The organism is Zhihengliuella halotolerans (genome assembly GCF_004217565.1).
Lineage (GTDB): Bacteria > Actinomycetota > Actinomycetes > Actinomycetales > Micrococcaceae > Zhihengliuella > Zhihengliuella halotolerans.
The window spans coordinates 2922193-2939750 of sequence record NZ_SHLA01000001.1; the positions used below are offsets into that span (position 1 = coordinate 2922193).

General features: G+C 69.7%; 14 protein-coding genes. 3 read left to right on the forward strand and 11 right to left on the reverse strand.

The genetic code is table 11. The features are described 5' to 3' along the window. Window positions 1–33: 33 nt before the first annotated feature. Genes allB through EV380_RS13395 form a run of 5 tightly spaced genes read right to left on the reverse strand, consistent with a single transcriptional unit; the run spans window position 34 to window position 6226 of the window. Window positions 34–1422, reverse strand: coding sequence for an allantoinase AllB (allB, locus tag EV380_RS13375; protein ID WP_130451562.1), 1389 nt, complete (start codon window positions 1420–1422; stop codon window positions 34–36). Then, complete coding sequence (locus tag EV380_RS13380; protein WP_130451563.1) at window positions 1419–2594, reverse strand: glycerate kinase; 1176 nt, start codon at window positions 2592–2594, stop codon at window positions 1419–1421. Before EV380_RS13380 ends, allB begins: the two co-directional genes overlap by 4 nt. 8 nt (window positions 2595–2602) lie before the next feature. Further along, entirely contained in the window at window positions 2603–4411 is a 1809-nt protein-coding gene (gcl, locus tag EV380_RS13385) for a glyoxylate carboligase (RefSeq protein ID WP_130451564.1), read from the reverse strand. A gap of 49 nt (window positions 4412–4460) precedes the next feature. Beyond that, window positions 4461–5378: a 2-hydroxy-3-oxopropionate reductase gene (locus EV380_RS13390; protein ID WP_130451565.1), complete on the reverse strand. Its 918-nt coding sequence runs from the start codon at window positions 5376–5378 to the stop codon at window positions 4461–4463. A 56-nt stretch (window positions 5379–5434) separates the two neighbouring features. Continuing rightward, on the reverse strand, window positions 5435–6226 hold the full coding sequence (locus tag EV380_RS13395) for a hydroxypyruvate isomerase family protein (protein WP_130451566.1): 792 nt from the start codon (window positions 6224–6226) through the stop codon (window positions 5435–5437). Window positions 6227–6511: 285 nt separating this feature from the next. Here EV380_RS13395 and EV380_RS13400 point away from each other — a divergent pair, with 285 nt between their 5' ends. Beyond that, on the forward strand, window positions 6512–7966 hold the full coding sequence (locus EV380_RS13400) for a YfcC family protein (RefSeq protein ID WP_130451567.1): 1455 nt from the start codon (window positions 6512–6514) through the stop codon (window positions 7964–7966). A gap of 192 nt (window positions 7967–8158) precedes the next feature. Here EV380_RS13400 and EV380_RS13405 read toward each other — a convergent pair whose 3' ends face one another. The 3 genes from EV380_RS13405 to EV380_RS13415 all read right to left on the reverse strand — a co-directional run bounded on the left by EV380_RS13405 (window position 8159) and on the right by EV380_RS13415 (window position 12782). Beyond that, window positions 8159–9685: a nucleobase:cation symporter-2 family protein gene (locus EV380_RS13405; RefSeq protein WP_130451568.1), complete on the reverse strand. Its 1527-nt coding sequence runs from the start codon at window positions 9683–9685 to the stop codon at window positions 8159–8161. Between the two features lie 312 nt (window positions 9686–9997). Then, window positions 9998–11356, reverse strand: coding sequence for an 8-oxoguanine deaminase (locus EV380_RS13410; RefSeq protein WP_130451569.1), 1359 nt, complete (start codon window positions 11354–11356; stop codon window positions 9998–10000). Between the two features lie 175 nt (window positions 11357–11531). After that, window positions 11532–12782 (reverse strand): MFS transporter, encoded by a 1251-nt coding sequence (locus tag EV380_RS13415; RefSeq protein WP_130451570.1) that lies wholly within the window; start codon window positions 12780–12782, stop codon window positions 11532–11534. A gap of 269 nt (window positions 12783–13051) precedes the next feature. Between EV380_RS13415 and EV380_RS13420 the strand changes: the two genes are divergently transcribed. Together EV380_RS13420 and EV380_RS13425 are read left to right on the forward strand one after the other, a co-directional pair. Further along, on the forward strand, window positions 13052–13315 hold the full coding sequence (locus EV380_RS13420; RefSeq protein ID WP_130451571.1) for a type II toxin-antitoxin system Phd/YefM family antitoxin: 264 nt from the start codon (window positions 13052–13054) through the stop codon (window positions 13313–13315). Continuing rightward, window positions 13312–13569, forward strand: coding sequence for a type II toxin-antitoxin system RelE family toxin (locus EV380_RS13425; RefSeq protein ID WP_130451572.1), 258 nt, complete (start codon window positions 13312–13314; stop codon window positions 13567–13569). The genes EV380_RS13420 and EV380_RS13425 overlap by 4 nt, the downstream gene beginning before the upstream one ends. 180 nt (window positions 13570–13749) lie before the next feature. Here EV380_RS13425 and EV380_RS13430 read toward each other — a convergent pair whose 3' ends face one another. The 3 genes from EV380_RS13430 to aceB are packed head-to-tail and all read right to left on the reverse strand — an operon-like array spanning window position 13750 to window position 17532. Then, entirely contained in the window at window positions 13750–14589 is an 840-nt protein-coding gene (locus tag EV380_RS13430) for a bifunctional allantoicase/(S)-ureidoglycine aminohydrolase (protein WP_130451573.1), read from the reverse strand. Further along, on the reverse strand, window positions 14582–15910 hold the full coding sequence (locus tag EV380_RS13435; RefSeq protein WP_130451574.1) for a DUF6986 family protein: 1329 nt from the start codon (window positions 15908–15910) through the stop codon (window positions 14582–14584). Before EV380_RS13435 ends, EV380_RS13430 begins: the two co-directional genes overlap by 8 nt. Beyond that, entirely contained in the window at window positions 15907–17532 is a 1626-nt protein-coding gene (gene aceB, locus EV380_RS13440; RefSeq protein ID WP_130451575.1) for a malate synthase A, read from the reverse strand. Before aceB ends, EV380_RS13435 begins: the two co-directional genes overlap by 4 nt. Window positions 17533–17558: the final 26 nt, after the last annotated feature.

The window sequence follows — 17558 nt, forward strand, 5'->3', positions numbered from 1 at the left end:
CCGTCGGCCCGTCCCCGGGAATCTAGTGGGCCGTCAGGCCTCCCCGCGGCGGATGAGCTTCCCGCGCGGCGTCTCGAAATCGACCTGCTCACCGCGGACCCAGGCGGAGGCGACGACGCCGGTCAGCTCGCGGCCGTCGTAGGGGGTCACCGGGTTGCGGTGGTGCAGCTGCGCAGCGTCGACGCGGAGCGCGGTCTCCGGTTCGAAGACCGCGAAGTCGGCGTCTGCACCGACGCCGATCCGGCCCTTGTTCTCGAGACCGACGAGCCGCGAGGTGTTGGTTGCCATCCAGTCCACGACGCGCTCCAGCGCGATGCCGCGGCGCTTCGCCTCGTCCCAGATCAGCGAGAGCCCCAGCTGCAGCGAGGACACGCCGCCCCAGGCCTGGCCGAAGTCGCCCCCGCCGGCGAGCTTGAGCTCCACGGTGGACGGCGAGTGGTCGGAGACGATGCAGTCGATCGTCCCGTCGGCCAGCGCCTCCCACAGCAGATCGCGGTTGGCGCGCTCGCGGATCGGCGGGCAGCACTTGTACGCGGTGGCCCCGTCGGGGATCGCCTCGGCCTCGAGCGTCAGGTAGTGCGGGCACGTCTCCACGGTGATGCGCACGCCGTCGGCCTTCGCGGCGCGGATCGCGTCGAGGGCGTCCGACGACGACAGGTGCAGGATGTGCGCGCGGGCGCCGGTGCGCCGAGCGGCCTCGATCACGGCCTGGATCGCCGTGTCCTCCGCGGAGCGGGGGCGTGAGGCCAGGAAGCCGGCGTAGCCCGTGCCGGAAGGCTCCGGGGCGGCGTCGATCGTCCCCGCGTCCTCGGCGTGCACGATCATGAGCGAATCGAACTCGGCCAGGATCGCCATATCGGCCTCCATCGCCTCGGGCGTCAACGGCGCGAACTCGTCCACACCCGAGTGCAGCAGGAAGCACTTGAACCCGAAGGCGCCGGCGTCGTGCAGCGGCCGCAGGTCCGCCTCGTTGCCGGGCACCGCCCCGCCCCAGAAGCCCACGTCGATGTGCGCCTTGGCGGCGGCGACCTCCTGCTTGGTCTCCAGCGCGGCGACGTCGATGGTCGGCGGGATCGAGTTCAGCGGCATGTCGATCAGCGTGGTCACGCCGCCGGCAGCGGCCGCGCGGGTCGCCGAGTCGAAGCCCTCCCACTCCGTGCGACCGGGCTCGTTGACGTGAACGTGCGTGTCGACGAGGCCCGGCAGCAGCACCTGGTGCTCCCCGAGCTCGACGACGCGCTCGCCCTCCAACGTCTCCTCGTAGGGGACGACGGCAGCGATGCGGCCGTCATTGACGCCCACCTGGCGGGGGGCGACGGTGCCGTCGACGAGGACGCGCGCCCCGCGCAGGACGACGTCGTAGGCGACCCCTTCGGCTGCGGTCGCGGTCGCGGCGGCGTGGGCTGCGCTGGTCGCTGTCATGAGGTGAGCTCCTTCGTTCGGGTCGATGTGCCGATGGTAGCGCCGACGTTCTCGGCGAGGTGCTGGGCGATGGTGCGCCCGGCCTCGCGGGCGAGGACGGCGGCCTCGCGCATGCACACCTCCGGGTCGGGTTCGAGGTCGGTGAGCGCGAGGACGGAGGCGAAGCCGGCGGCCGCGCGCGCGTCGTCGTCCAGGAGGCTGCGGCCGCAGACCGCGTGGGCGGGGATCCCTGCGGCGATGGCGGCCGCCGCGACCCCGGCCGGGGCCTTGCCGCCGAGGGTCTGCTCGTCGAGGCTGCCCTCGCCCGTGACGACCGCGTCCGCCCCGGCGATCGCGGCGTGCAGGCCGACGAGCTCGGCGACGACCTGGAAGCCGCTGCGGCGGCGCGCTCCCAGCAGCGCCAGCGCCGCGAAGCCCACGCCGCCGGCCGCCCCGGCCCCGGGCTGCCCGGCCAGGCCGGCGCAGTCGGTGCCGGCGACCCGGTCGAGGACCTCGACGAACTGCGCGAGGGCGGCGTCGAGCTCCACGACCTGTGCCTCGTCCGCACCCTTCTGCGGCCCGAACACCGCCGCCGCGCCACGGTCACCGAGCAGGGGGTTGTCAACGTCTGCGGCGAGGGTGAACGAGGTGGTGACGATGCGCGGATCGAGCCCGGAGAGGTCGACGCACGCGAGCCGCGCGAGGGCGGCGCCGCCGTCGGGCAGGACCGTCCCGGAGGCGTCCAGCAGCCGGGCGCCGAGCCCGACGAGCATGCCGGCCCCGCCGTCGGTCGAGGCGCTGCCGCCGACACCGAGCACGATCGTGCGCGCCCCCGCGTCGAGGGCGGCGCGGATCGCGTCCCCGGTGCCCCGGCTCGTCGCGCCCATCGGGTCGGGCCCGGCGGGCAGCGCGTCGAGTCCGGACGCGGCGGCCAGCTCGACGACGGCGGTGGCCCCGCGCAGCGCGAACACCGCCTGATGGTCGACGCCCGTCGGCCCGGCGACCGTCGTCGTGTGCTCCTCGAAGCCGGCGGCGACCGCCGCGGCGACCGTGCCCTCTCCGCCGTCGGCGACGGGGAGGGTCACGATCTCGGCGTCGGCGAAGATCTCGCGCACGCCGGCGGCGATCGCCGCGGCCGCCTCGGCGCCCGTGAGCGAGCCCTTGAACTTGTCGGGTGCCACCACCACTCGCATGGCCGGCCCTAGACTCCAGCGCCCGCCGGCTCGGCCGGGCTCTTGAGGCTCAGCGGGGTCAGCGCGGTCGGCGCATCCGCAGCCGAGATCGCCAGCTCCTCGAACTCGTTCACCGCGTCGAGCGAGGCGCCCATCGAGATGTTGGTGACCTTCTCGAGGATGACCTCCACGACCACGGGCACCTGGTGCTCGGCGGCGAGACGTCCGGCCTCGGCGAAGCCCTCCGCGAGTCGGTTCGGGTCCTCCACGCGCACGGCCTTGCAGCCGAGGCCCTCGGCGACCTTGACGTGGTCGACGCCGTAGCCGTTGGTCTCCGGGGAGTTGATGTTCTCGAAGCCCAGGGACACGTGGTAATCCATGTCGAACCCGCGCTGCGACTGGCGGATCAGGCCGAGGTACGAGTTGTTCACGACGACGTGGATGTACGGCAGCTTGAACTGGGCGCCGACCGCGAGCTCCTCGATCATGAACTGGAAGTCGTAGTCGCCGGAGAGCGCCACGACCGTCTGGCCGGGCTTGCCGCGCACGACGCCGAGGGCCGCGGGGCCGGTCCAGCCGAGGGGCCCGGCCTGGCCCGCGTTGATCCACCGGCGCGGGCCGAAGACGTGCAGCATCTGCGCGCCGGCGATCTGCGAGAGGCCGATCGTGGAGACGTACGTGGTGTCCTGCCCGAACGCCGCATTCATCTCTTGGTACACGCGCTGCGGCTTGACCGGGACGTTGTCGAAGTTCGTCTTGCGGTGGCCCGTGCCCTTGCGTGCCGTGCACTCGTCGGCCCACGCGGAGTAGTCCGGCAGCACGCCGGCCGCCTGGCGGTCGCGGGCGGCGGCGATGAGCTGCTCGAGCGCCGCGCCGGCGTCGGAGACGATGCCCAGGTCGGGACTGAACACGCGGCCGACCTGCGTCGCCTCGATGTCGATGTGCACGAACTTGCGGCCCGCGCGGTACGTGTCCAGGTCGCCGGTGTGGCGGTTGGCCCAGCGGTTGCCAACACCCAGGACGAAGTCCGAGGCCAGGAAGGTTTCGTTGCCGTACCGGGTGTGCGTCTGGATGCCGACCATGCCGGACTGCAGGCGGTGATCGTCGGGAATCGAGCCCCAGCCCATGAGCGTGGGTGAGACGGGGATGTTCAGCAGTTCGGCGAGTTCGACGAGCTGCGCCGAGGCCTCGGCGTTGATCACGCCGCCACCGGCGATGATGAGCGGGTTCCGCGCGGCGACGAGGAGGTCGAGGACCTTCTCGGCCTGCGCACGGGTCGCGGCCGGGCGGTCCACGGGCAGCGGCTCGTAGGCGTCGATGTCGAACTCGATCTCGGCCATCTGCACGTTGATCGGCAGGTCCAGCAGCACGGGGCCCGGGCGGGCTGAGCGCATGATCTGGAAGGCCTTGGCGAAGGTGCCGGGAATCAGGCCCGGCTCGAGGATCGTCGAGGCGAACTTCGTGACCGGCTTGGCGATCGACTCGATGTCGACGGCCTGGAAGTCCTCCTTGTGCAGGACGTGCGTAGGGGCCTGCCCGGTGATGCAGAGCATCGGGATGGAGTCGGCGATCGCGGCGTAGAGGCCCGTGATCATGTCGGTGCCGGCCGGACCGGAGGTACCGATGCAGATGCCGATCCCGCCGGTGGCCCGCGAGTAGCCGTCGGCCGCGTGGGACGCGCCCTCGACGTGGCGGTGGAGGGTGTGGCGGATGCCGCCGTGGGCCTTCATCGCCGAGTACAGCGGGTTGATGGCGGCGCCGGGCAGGCCAAAGGCCTCCGTGGCGCCTTCCTTCTCGAGGATCAACGCGATCGCGTCGACCGTGCGCATGCGGGTCATGATTGCTCCTTTGAAGTCATGATGGGGGCGGCGGGGCCGCCCGTGGCCGTCAGGCCGTGGTGGTTGCGGCGGCCTCTGCGGTGGTGTCGGAGCCGCCGAGGCGCTGGACGCCGCGGAAGAGGCCCGAGTGGTCCAACCCGCCGTCGCCGCTGGCGACGGTCGAGGCCACGAGCTGCGCGACGAGGCCGCCGAGCGGGAGGACGACGCCGGCCTCGCGGGCCGCCGCGGTCACGATCCCCATGTCCTTGTGGTGCAGGGCGAGGCGGAAGCCGGGGGCGAAGTCGCGGTCCAGCATCTTCTGCCCCTTCTGGTCCAGGACCTTCGAGCCGGCGAGGCCGCCGCCGAGGACCTCGAGCGCCGCCGTCGTATCGACGCCGTAGGCCTCGAGGAAGGCCACACCCTCGGCGAGTGCCTGGATGTTGGCGGCCACGATGAGCTGGTTCGCGGCCTTGACGGTCTGACCGGATCCGGCCGGGCCGACGTGCACGATCGTCTTGCCGACGGCCGCGAAGACGTCCGCGGCTGCGGCGAAGTCCGCGGCGTCGCCGCCGACCATGATGGACAGGGCGCCCGAGATGGCGCCCGCCTCGCCGCCGGAGACCGGTGCGTCGAGGGCGCGCAGGCCGACCGCCCGCGCCTCCTCGGCCAGCGCCACGGCGACGTCGGGACGGATCGTTGAGTTGTCGATCCAGAGCGCGCCGTCCTTTGCCTGGGCGAAGGCGCCGTTCTCGCCGATCACGACACCCTCGACGTCGGGCGAGTCGGGGACCATCGTGATGATGACGTCGGCCTCGGCCACCGCCTCGCCGATCGTCCCGGCGGCCGTGCCGCCGGCTGCGACGAGCTCGGCGGTCTTCTCCGGGCTGCGGTTGTAGCCGGCGACGGAGAACCCGGCCGCGACGAGGTTCTTGGCCATCGGCAGGCCCATGATGCCGAGTCCGATGAAGGCGATTTTCTGCTGTGCCATGGTGCGTGCTCCTTGCGTGAGGTCTACGTTGACTGTTCGGTGCGGCGGCGGGAGGCTCAGGCCGGCTGGCGGATGAGCCAGGTGAAGGCGTCCTCGCGGGCGGCCTTGTATTCGAGGCCCACGGGGCCGGCGTAGCCGAGTTCGCGGGACCGGGTGATCCACTCGCCGAGCGGGAGGTCGCCCGTACTTGGGGCCCCACGGCCCGGGTTGTCGGCGATCTGGATGTGGCCGAAGTCCTTAGCGTGGGACTCGACGACGGCGGCGACGTCGTCTCCGTTGACGGACAGGTGATAGAAGTCGGCCAGCAGCTTGACGTTGTCGGCCCCGGCGGCAGCGACGCGGTCGATGACGCCGAGGGCGTCGGACGCGGTCTTGAGCGGGTAGGCGGGCGCACCCGAGACCGGCTCGAGCAGCACGGTACCGCCGATCCTGCCGACCCCGGCCGCGGCTGCGGCGAGGTTCTCGACGGCCAGTTCGTCCTGTGCGGCGGCGGTGGAGGACTCCAGCCGGTTGCCGTAGAGCGCGTTGAAGTGACGGCATCCCGTGGATTCGCCGATCCCTGCGACCACATCGACGTTGTCGCGGAACTCGATCTCGCGGCCCGTCCAGGAGACCAGACCGCGGTCACCGCCCGGCATGTCGCCGGCGAGGAAGTTCAAGCCGGTCAGCTTCACACCCGCGTCGTCCAGGGCGGTGATGAAGCGGTCCACCTCGGCATCGGCCGGAACGGCCTCCGCGAAGGGCCACCAGAACTCGACCTGATCGAAGCCGGCGGCCTTGGCCGCAGCCGGTCGTTCCAGCAGGGGCAGTTCGGTCAGCAGGATCGAGCAGTTCACTGTGTAGGACATGAGGCCCTCCTCGTCGTTGATTCCATATTGCGGAAGAAAACTATTGCTTGCTGAAAATACTAGATGTGGTGCGAGACACCTGTCAAGGAACTTTCCACTTATCGGCGCCGAACTACCGCGATGCGGTATTTAACCTTGACAGGGCTGCGTGTGATGGGCGTTACTTAATCAGCGCTTTGCGGAATTTTTCTTCCGCAGAATGGAACTCACGGCTTCTCATCAGAGCCGAGGCAAACCATCGGACGCCCCTTCAGGGGCCAGCCGCAATCACAATGGAGGCCCGACATGAACTCACGCACCGACAAGTCGACCCGCGAACAAGGGGACGTCGCAGCGAAGAGGAGGTGGCGCTTCGGCGTCCCCCACATCTACATCATCCTTTTCAGCTTCATCGCGCTGGGCGCACTCGCCACGTACCTCGTACCCGGGGGCAGCTACGAGCGCATCGATGGACCCGACGGGCGCACGACGATCGACCCGGAGAGCTTCCAGTTCATCGCGTCGCAGCCGACGACCCTCGTAGACTTCATGCTGGCGATCCCCCGCGGCATGGTCTCCGCCGCGGAAGTCGTCATCTTCACGCTCATGATCGGCGGGCTCTTCGGCGTACTGAAGGCCACCGGGCTGGTCGAACACGCGGTCGAGGCCCTCAGCAAACGCTTCTCCAACCGTGGACCGGTGCTGATCGCCGTCCTCATGGGCACGTTCTCGCTCGTCGCGACGCTCATCGGCACCCAGGAGCTCGCCCTGGTGTATGTGCCGGTGATCCTCCCGTTGATCATCGCCTTGAAGTACGACTCGATCGTCGCGGCCGCCATCGCATTGTGTGCGACGACGGCGGGGTTCACCTCCGGCATCCTCAACCCGATCAACACCGGCCTCGGGCAGAAGCTCGCCGGCGTCCCGCTGTGGTCCGGATTCGGCCTGCGCGCGGTCATTTTCGTCGTCACCGTGACCATCGCGATCGTCTTCGTGATCCGCTACGCGAACAAGGTGCGTCGCGACCAGACGCTCAGCCTCATGCACGGCAGCCCCGCGGAGATGGAGAAGCGCCGCGACTACACCGAGGCCTCGCGGGACGAGCCGTCGCACAAGATGACCAAGCGCCAGCGTGCGGCCGCCGTCGTCGCCCTCGGCTTCTTCGCGGTTCTGGTGTTCGGTGTCCTCAAATTGGGCTGGTTCATGATGGAGATGGCCGGTCTGTTCATCCTCGTGGGCGCCATCGTCGGCGTGATCTCCGGGTTGCGCGGCGCGGAGCTCGCCGAGGCCTTCAACGACGGCTTCCGTGCGGTCCTCGTCGGCGCCCTGATCGCGGGCATCGCCCGCGGCGTCGCCGTCGTGCTGGAGGACGGCCAGATCCTCGACACGATCGTCTACGCCCTCGGCGAGGCCGTCGGCGGCCTGCCCGCCGCGCTGGCCGCCGTCGGAATGTTCGTCGGCCAGATGGGCCTGAACTTCATCATCCCCTCGGGCAGCGGCCAGGCCCTCGTGACCATGCCCATCATGGCTCCGCTGGCCGACATTCTCGGCGTGACCCGCCAGACCGCCGTGCTGGCCTACCAGCTGGGCGACGGGTTCGGAAACATTCTCTTCCCGACGTCGGGATACTTCATGGCCACCCTGGCCATCGCCGGCGTCCCGTGGCAGAAATGGGTGAAATTCTTCATCCCGCTGTTCCTGATCTGGTTCGTGATCGCGCTGATCTTCCTGGTCTTCGCGCAGGTCACGGGCTGGTCGTAGACATCGCGCCGCCGTATCGACTGGAGTTCGCTCCCGGGCGACGCGGCATCGCAACTGACAGGTATCGATCACAGATAACACAGCGTCCTCCCAGAATCGATGTCTAATGTTGGTAGCACCTCATGAAGGTGCGAGTGATGAGGCGAAGGCCCCCAGCCAGTGGTTTGGGGGCCTTCGTTTTGCCCCGGCGGACTACGGCTCGCGTGTCTCGGTGCGGTCCGGCACCTTGACGACGTCGATGCTCGACGTGATGGGGACCTCGCGGCCCTCGCGGTCGATCAGCTTGCCGTCTTCGAAGTGGTCGCCGTCGGCCAGGCACGCGACGTCCTGGTCGGTGACCGAGCGTTCAGTCCCGGCGACGAACACCGACTGGTTCTCGGTGTTGCCCTTCTTCACGTGGTTGAACATGATGTTCAGCAGGATCGCCGCGATGGCCGCCGAGCTGATGCCCGAGTGGAAGATCGTGGCGAACCAGGCCGGGAACTGGTCGTAGAAGTGCGGTGCCGCGATCGGGATCATGCCGAACCCGATCGAGGCGGCCACGATGATCAGGTTCATGTTGCCCCGGTACTCGACCTTTGCCAGGGTGCGGATGCCGCTGGCAGCGACGGTCCCGAAGAGGACGACGCCGGCACCGCCGAGCACGGGCGTCGGCACGGCCGCCACGACCCGGCCGAGGATCGGCAGCAGCCCCAGGACCACGAGGATCAAGCCGCCCGCGCTGACCACGAAGCGGCTCTTGATGCCGGTGATCGCGACGAGGCCAACGTTCTGGGCGAAGGCGCTCTGGGTGAAGGAGTTGAAGACCGGCGAGAGCGCGCTCGAGAGCATGTCGGCCCGAAGACCGTCGCCAATGCGCCTGGCGTCGACCTTGGACTTGGTGATCTCGCCGACGGCGATGATGTCGGCCGAGGTCTCCGTCAGCGTCACGAGGATGACGATCAGCATGGAGATGATCGCCGCGATCTCGAAGGTCGGTGCGCCGAAGGCGAACGGCGTCGGGAAAGCCACGACGTCGCCCTCGCCGACCTTGGAGAAGTCCGCCTTGCCGACGGCCAGGGCGATGAGCGTGCCGACGACCATGGCCAGCAGGATGGAAAGGCGCGAGATCGCCGAGCTGCCGACCTTGCTCAGCAGCAGCACGACGGCCATCGTCGCGGCCGCGAGGCCGATGTTCGAGACGCTTCCATAGTCTTCAGCCTGGGAATTGCCGCCCATGGCCCAGTTAGCGGCAACCGGCATGAGCGTCAGGCCGATCGTCGTGATGACCGTTCCGGTCACGACCGGCGGGAAGAATCTGATGATCTTGGAGAACACCGGGGTGATGGCCAGACCGATGAGCGAGGCGACGATCACCGACCCGAAGACCGACTGGATCCCGCCGCCCCCGTGCACGATGGCGACCATCGTGGAGACGCCGGCAAAGGAGACACCCTGGACCAGCGGGAGCTGGGAACCGAAGAAGGGCACGCCGATCGTCTGCAGAATCGTGGCCAAACCACCCACGAAGAGGCAAGCCGCGATGAGCAGGCCGATGTCCTGGGAGTCCATACCCGCGGCGGCACCGATGATGAGCGGCGGCGCGATGATGCCGCCGTACATCGTGAGGACGTGCTGGAAGCCGTACGCGAACGTACTGCCCAGGGGCAGCCGCTCGTCCTCCGGTCGTGCGGGGCCGGAGCGGGAGGCCCCGGGCCGGGATTTCTTCTTGAGGATCATGGCAGTCTTCCTGATTCGTTCCGACAGCTGAGCCGGAGGAGTGGTGACGTGACTGTTGGTGCGAGAAATCTGGCGTCGATGAGGTTGTGGGGTTCGCGGCATAAAAAATGAGCCGACATCGAGTGATGTCAGCTCATTACGACCCTGCCTGCTGCTCCCAGGTTACGTGACCTGCGTCACGAGATGTAGCCCACCCTAGTCCGCTTTTCGGCCGAGCGGAAGGGTTTGTGAGAAATTTTTTCCGTCTCTCGGAATACACGCACGTCGGAGCGGGTCCGCGCTCGTCACTGGAGCCCGGACCCGCTGCACCCCCTACCCGGCGACGAGCCGACGGGCTGCCTCCGAGTGCCGCGCCGCGAGGGACTCGACGTCCAGGCCCGGCACGGCGCCGTCCACGACGCGCCACACCCCGCCGATCATCACCCGGTCCGCTCGGTCCGCGCCGCAGAGCAGGAGCGCGGCGAGCGGATCGTGGCTGCCGGAGAAGCGCAGCCCGTCCAGGGTGAACATCGCGAGGTCGGCCTGCATCCCGGGGGCCAGCTGGCCGATGTCGGTGCGCCCGAGCACCGCCGCCGAACCGCGCGTCGCCCAGCCGAGCGCCCGCGTCACCGGCACGTCGGCCCCGTAGCGCAGCCGCTGCAGGTAGACGGCCTGCCGGGCCTCGAGGATCATGTTCGACGCGTCGTTCGAGGCCGATCCGTCCACGCCGAGCCCCACCGGCACCCCGGCCGCCTCCAGGTCCAGCACCCGCGCCGTCCCGGAGGCGAGCCGCATGTTCGACGTCGGGCAGTGGGCCACCGCGGTCCCTGCCGCGCCTAGCCGGGCGATTTCGGCGTCGTCGAAGTGGATGCCGTGGCCGAGCCACGTGCGGTCCCCGAGCCAGCCGACGCTTTCCAGATAATCGACCGTGCGCAGGCCGTACTTCTCGCGGCAGAAGTCCTCCTCGTCGAGCGTCTCGGCGAGATGCGTGTGCAGCCGGACGTCGTGCCGCTCGGCGAGCGCCGCGCTCTCCTTCATGACCTCGCTCGTCACGGAGAACGGCGAGCACGGCGCCAGCGCGATCTGCACGACGGCGCCCGCGCCCGCCTCGTGATGTTCGCGGATGAGCCGCTCGCTGTCAGCGAGGACGACGTCGGCCCGCTGGACGGTCGAGCGCGGCGGCAGGCCGCCGTCGTCCTCGCCGAGGGTCATGGACCCGCGGGTGAGCGTCGCGCGCATCCCCATGCGCCGGACCACGGACGCCTCGATGTCTACGGCGTCCTGCAGTCCGTCCGGGAAGAGGTAATGGTGGTCGGCGGCGGTCGTGCAGCCGGAGAGCAGCAGCTCGGCGAGCGCGACTTCGACGGCGAGCTCGAGCGCGTCCGGAGTCAGCCGCGCCCAGACGGGGTAGAGGTTCTGCAGCCACGGGAACAGGGGCACGTCGGCGGCAGGACCCCACGCGCGGGTGAGGGTCTGGTAGAAGTGGTGGTGCGTGTTGATCAGGCCCGGCAGCAGGACGTGGCGGCCGGCGTCGTAGACCTCCTCGCACGGCTGCTGTGGCCGTCCGCCGGCGGGGACGAGCTCGGCGATCCGGTCCCCACACACGACGACGCCGCCGCCGGCGTCGAGATCGTTGGCGGTGAAGACGGCGAGCGGGTTCTTGATCCAGAGCCTGGGCGCGGTGGTGTTCACGGGGTCCTCCTGAAGTGGTTCGACTAGTGACGAGCCAGCTCAGTTACACCCTGTCTGCTGATCCAGGGGCACCTCGGCGGTGCGGGCGGGCGCGGAGCCTCGGCGGCGCACCCGTTGCCCCTACAGTATTCACCGCGGAGCGCTCTGCCAAGACCCGAATCGCGGAATGGCCGTTCTAGTCGGCTCGGAACGCGCAGATCGCGGCGCCGGCCAGGAGCCCGACGAACAGCACCAGAACCCATTCCGTCCCGACCGCGCCCCCGAGTGCGCCACCGAAGACGCTGCCGACGAGGATCGAAGCCATGGTGGCCGTCCGCCGCGTCGCGATGACGCGGCCGACGGCGGACTCGGGCACGATCTCGACAACCAGCGCGGCCACCTGCACGTTGTTTGCGACCACGAAGACGCCCCAGAGGAGAAACTGCAGCGCGAGCACCGGAACGGCGGCGCGGGGATACATCAGGGGGACAAAGAGCAGCAGTGCGCACATTATCGTGAGGACGAAGGTCATGCGAGTCAGTCGCAGCCGCCCGAAGCAGCGGGCGAATGGACCGGAAACGAGACTGCCGATCAGGCCGCCTGCAGCCCCGGCCGAGACGATTATTCCGAAATCGACGACGGCGACACGGAGGTCCCGCAGGACGTAGATGGCCTCGATCGCCGAGTACGCTGCGAGACCGCAGCCGAGGAGGAATGAGGCCCCCGTCAGATACCGCAGGCGGCGGATCCTCCAGATGACGGCGAACCCCTCTCCGGCCTCCCGGGCGAACGCCGCGGGGCCGGTCATCGAAGATTTCGCGTCGGCTATCTCACCGACCTGGGTCTTCGACGACCACGCGCGTGTCAGGAGCGCCGCGCCGCCGACGAGTGCCAACGCCGCGGAGACGGCCAGTGCGGTGGGCGCACCCGCCTGCGCCAGAAGCACGCCCGCAGCGGCGGGAACGACAATGCCGGCAGCCGAGTCGGTCGCCTGGAGCACACCGTAGGCCCCTCCGGCGCGCCCCGGATCGGAAGCACGCAGCACGGCCTTGGCCTGCCCCGCCTCGGCGAAGGTCGCGAGGAGCCCCGAAAGCAGCACGAACGCCGCAATCCACGTCAGCGTGAGGGCATCGGCACTCGCGACGAACACAAGGACCGCGACGACGATCGCCCTGAGGATCTGCGATCCGATGAGTGGACCGCTCGTCGGTCGGCGGTCGATCAGGACTCCGATTGGAACCGCCAGCAGCATCATGGGCAGGGTCTGCAGGATGTTCAGAGCGCCCATCTGCATGGCGGTCGCCCCGAGCATGGTGACCGCCACGACGTCGACGATGTAGTCGGCGAGGGACCGACCGGCGATGTCTGCGCCGTTGGAGACGTAGAGCCGCCTGAGGAGTGACGGGCGCGCTTGCCTGCCGGTCGCCGTATCCGCCGCGCTAGCCAAGGCTCGCCATCGGCCGGGCAGGCGCCGGGAACGATGCCGCTGTCGACCGCATCACTCCGTCCATCCTCCTCTGTGAGTTCTCTCGCGCGAGTCGCGCCGCGTCTTCCGGGAATTCCCCGCCGGCCGCCGCGCGAACAGGCACTGTCGTGCCCTCATCCTGACAGAAGAACGTGGAGAAGACGCGCGGTCAGCGCGCCCACGTTCCTCGCCTGACGGAGGCTGGATGTACCACTTGTGTACACACTTGGAATTAAGCGTAGTATGTACACATGGAGACCGTCACTAGTGAGATCACGACCCGCGAGCTGCGAAGCCAACTCTCCGACGTGCTCGGCCGTGCGATGTACGCAGGAGAACGCATCGGCATTACCCGCCACGGCAGGCTTGCCGCCGTCGTCGTGAGCGTTGAAGACCTCGAGGCTCTGGAGGAGTTCGAGATGACTCGCGACGTCGCGGCCTACGACGAAGCCAAGGCTGAGGACGACGGCACACGAATCAGCCATGCTGACCTCGTGGCCGACCTCGATGCATGAGCTACCGGATCGAATACACCGCCGCCGCCAGTCGTCTGATCCAAAAGGTGCCTCCGCCCGAACGCAAGAGGGTGCTGGATCTGACCGCGTCGCTGGCTGACAATCCGCGCCCGCATGGTTGCAAGAAGCTCACCGGGCGTGAAGCCTGGAGGGTGCGCAGCGGCAACTACCGCGTCATCTACGAAATCGACGACGGCCGCCTCCTTGTCACGGTCGTACGCGCCGGACACCGCCGGGACATCTACGACCAGTGATGCCCGACCCGAGCTGTTCGACGTCGCGCCCGAAACAGCACGCCAGCAAACCAGCAGGTCATGTCCAGTTTAATTTCAGACTCGACCCGTAGTGTCGTAGTCACCTCGAAGGTGCGAGTGATGAGGCGAAGGCCCCCAGCCAATGGCTGGGGGCCTTCGTTCGTCGCGGACCGCTATCGCCTACAGCGCGATCTGGCGGTTCACGTCCTTGTAGAGGAGGTAGCGGAACTTCGACGGCCCGCCCGCGTAGCAGGCCTGTGGGCAGAAGGCTCGCAGGGACATGTAGTCGCCGGCCTCGACCTCGACCCAGTCCTCGTTCAGACGGTATACCGCCTTGCCTTCGAGGACGTACAGGCCGTGCTCCATGACGTGGGTCTCGGCGAACGGGATCGACGCGCCAGGCTCGAAGGTCACGACGTTCACGTGCATGTCGAACGCCAGGTCCTCCGGGTCGAGCATGCGCGTGGTGCGCCAGGCCCCGTCGGTGTCCGGCATCGGGCTGGGCTCGATGTCGCGCTCGTTGCCGACGACGACGCGCGGCGCGTGCCCGGCCAGCGGGACGTAGCGCTTGCGCAGCCACTGGAACTGGGTCGGGTCGACGCCGTTGTTCGCGGCGCTCCAGTCGGTGCCGGCCGGCAGGAAAGCGAACCCGCCCTCCGTAAGCACGTGTTCCGTGCCGTCGATGATCACGGTCAGGCTGCCGGAGAGCACGAAGACGAACCCCTCGACCTCGGCCTGCGGCTCGGGACGCTTGGACCCGCCGCCGGGGGCGACCTCGACGATCGACTGGGCGAACGTCGTCGCACCGCCGGAGACCGGACGGTTGAGCACCCAGGCGCGCGCGCCGGTCCACTCCGGGAAGACGGAGGTGACGATGTCGCGCAGCACGCCGCGCGGGATGACGGTGTAGGCCTCGGTGACGACGGCGCGGTCGCTCAGCAGGTTCGACTGCGGCGGCAGGCCGCCGATCGCGCCTTGGTAGGCGGGCGCCGAAGCGCGGGCGGTGGCTAGCTCAGACATGGGTACCTTCTTCTGCATCGATGGGTCGGTTCAGCGCGAGGGAGTCGAGGGTCGCGGCGTCGACGCCGGCGGCCTCGACGATCTCGTCGGCCGTCAGGGCGCCGCAGACGAGTCCGCGGCGGATGAAGGCCGCGAGGGCGCGTGCCGTCGCCGGTTCGTCCATGACGGACGACTCGATCTCGTGCACGTAGTTGCGCAGGCGGGCCGCGGCAGCCGCGAACCCGTCCCGGTAGAACGCGTAGGTGGCCAGGTGGCGCGTGGGCAGCTGCGCGGGGTGCAGGTCCCACCCCTGGTAGATGCCCCGCTCGAGGTGGCGGCGGACGAGGCGCGCGTGCAGCCGCCACGCGGCCACCGCGTTCTCGGGGTCGCCGACGGGCAGGATGTTGGTCGAGCCGTCGGAGAGGTGCACGCCGGTACCCGCAACCGCGACCTGCATCGCGTTCTTCGCGAAGTCCGCGGCCGGGTGCTCCATCGACTGGTACGCGGCCGCGATCCCGAGCGACGCCGAGTAGTCGTAGGTGCCGTAGTGCAGGCTCGACACGCGGCCAGCGCCGGCGTGGATCAGGCGGGCGCTCGGGACCGTCCCGTCCGCCGCGAGGATCAGCTGCGGGGTCTCCATCTGCACCTCGAAGCGCAGCCGGCCGGCGGCCAGGCCGTGCGCGGCCTCGAGGCGCTCGACGACGTCGACCATCGCCTCCACCTGCTCCACCGAGGTGACCTTCGGCAGCGTGAGGACGAGGCCCTCCGGCAGCCGGTCCCCCGGCAGCCCGTGCTCGGCCCCTGCGGCGATGAGTGCGGAGACGAACAGGTCGAGCGTGCGCAGGCCGCGGCGGCGGGTCGGCGCCTCGAAGGACTTGAAGCGGATGCCGATGAACGGCGGAGCCGTGCCGGCCGCGACCGCCCGGGCCACGGCATCCGCGGCCGCCACAGCGTCGGCGTCCTCCTGCTCGTCGCCACGGTCGCCGTACCCGTCCTCGAAGTCCAGGCGCAGGTCCTCGATCGGTTCGGCGGCGAGCTTCGCCTGAACGAGCTCGGCCAGCACGGCCGCGCGGGAGTTCCCGCCGCCGTCGGCCCCGCCGAGGCCGATGGTCTCAGCGAGGGACTGCAGGCCGCCGGCGGCGCGCGCCGCCTCGAGGCCGCGGGCGCCCCAGTCGGCCGCCAGCTCCGGCGTGAATCGCTCGGCCGAGACGTACACGGTATGCACGGGCTGGCGGCGGCCGTCCTCGCCCGGGTAGCGGGTGGCGAGCTCGTGGTCGGCGGCGGCGAGACGGGCGTCGAGCGCCGTGGCAGCCTCCTGCCCGAGAACGGGTCCGATCGTCATGACGCGATGACCTCCCGGGTGAGGTGGCGGTAGGCGGGAAGCGTGAGGAACTCCTCGAAGTCCTCGTCGCGCCCGGAGACCAGGCGTTCGATCAGCTCGGCCGCGGGCACGTAGTACGTCGCGAATCGCTCCTCGTCGCCGACCTCGGCGCGCAACCGCTCGACCTCCTCGCCCAGGATGGTCTTGACCAGCTCAGCGGTGATGGTGTTGCCGGTGTCCTCGGCGACGACCTCGTTGCGGATCTGCTGCCAGATCTGCGAGCGGGAGATCTCCGCGGTGGCTGCGTCCTCCATCAGGTTGTGGATGGCGACCGCCCCGTTGCCCGAGAGCCACACGGCCGTGTAGTTGACGGCGACGTAGAGGTTCATGCGCACGCCGGCCTCGGTGACCCGGCCCGGCACGGACTCGACGTCGAGCAGCTGCTCGGGCGTGACCGCGACCTCCGGACGCTGGCGGTCCAGCTGGTTCGGCTTGGCGCCGAGGACGCCGTCGAACTCCTCGCGGCACACCTCGACCAGGTCCGGGTGGGCCACCCACGAGCCGTCGAATCCGTCGGCCGCCTCGCGCGCCTTGTCGGCGTGGACCTTCTCGAAGGCCGCCGCGGTCACGTCCGGCTCGCGGCGGTTCGGGATGAACGCCGCCATGCCGCCGATCGCGAAGGCGCCGCGCTTGTGGCACGTCTGCACGAGCAGCTCGGTGTAGGCGCGCATCAGCGGGGCCGTCATCGCGACGTCGGCGCGGTCCGGCATGACGAACTTCTCGCCCGCCCCGCGGAAGTACTTGATGATGCTGAACAGGTAGTCCCAGCGGCCGGCATTGAGGCCCGAGGCGTGCTCGCGCAGCTCGTAGAGGATCTCGTCCATCTGGAAGGCGGCCGGGATCGTCTCGATGAGGACCGTCGCGCGGACGGTGCCGTGCTCGAGCCCGAGCTCACCCTCGGCGAAGGTGAAGATGTCGTTCCACAGCCGCGCCTCGAGGTGGGACTCGGTCTTGGCGAGGTAGTAGTACGGTCCCTGCCCGGTCTCGGCCAGGTGGCGGGCGTTGTGGAAGAAGTGCAGCCCGAAGTCCACGAGCGCGCCGATGGCCGGCTGCCCGTTGATGCTCACGTGCGCCTCCGGCAGGTGCCAGCCGCGCGGTCGCATGACGACGACGGCGCGCGGGATGTCCGTGCGCAGCGTGTACGTCTTGCCCTCCGGCGAGGTGTAGGCCAGGGTGCCGCGGGCGGCCTCGGTCAGGTTCTTGATGCCGTCGACGACGTTGTGCCATGTCGGGGCCGACGCGTCCTCGAGGCACGCCAGCCACACCTTGGCGCCGGAGTTGAGGGCGTTGATCGCCATCTTCGCGGGCGACGGCGGCCCGGTGATCTCGACGCGGCGGTCGCGCAGGGCCTCGGGCGCGTCCGCGACCTTCCAGTCGCCGGCGCGCACGTCGGCGGTCTCCGGAAGGAAGTCCATGCGGCCGGTCTCGGCGGCCGCGGCGCGGGCGGCGACGCGGGCCTCGAGCAGCTCGTCGCGGGTCCCGGCGAAGCGGGTGTGCAGCTTCTCGACGAAAGCGAGGGCATCCGGCGTGAGGATCTCCTCGGCACCGGCAACGTCGGGTGCCGGCTGGGCGGTGATGGTCATCTCTGGTGCTCCTTTGTCGACGGGTG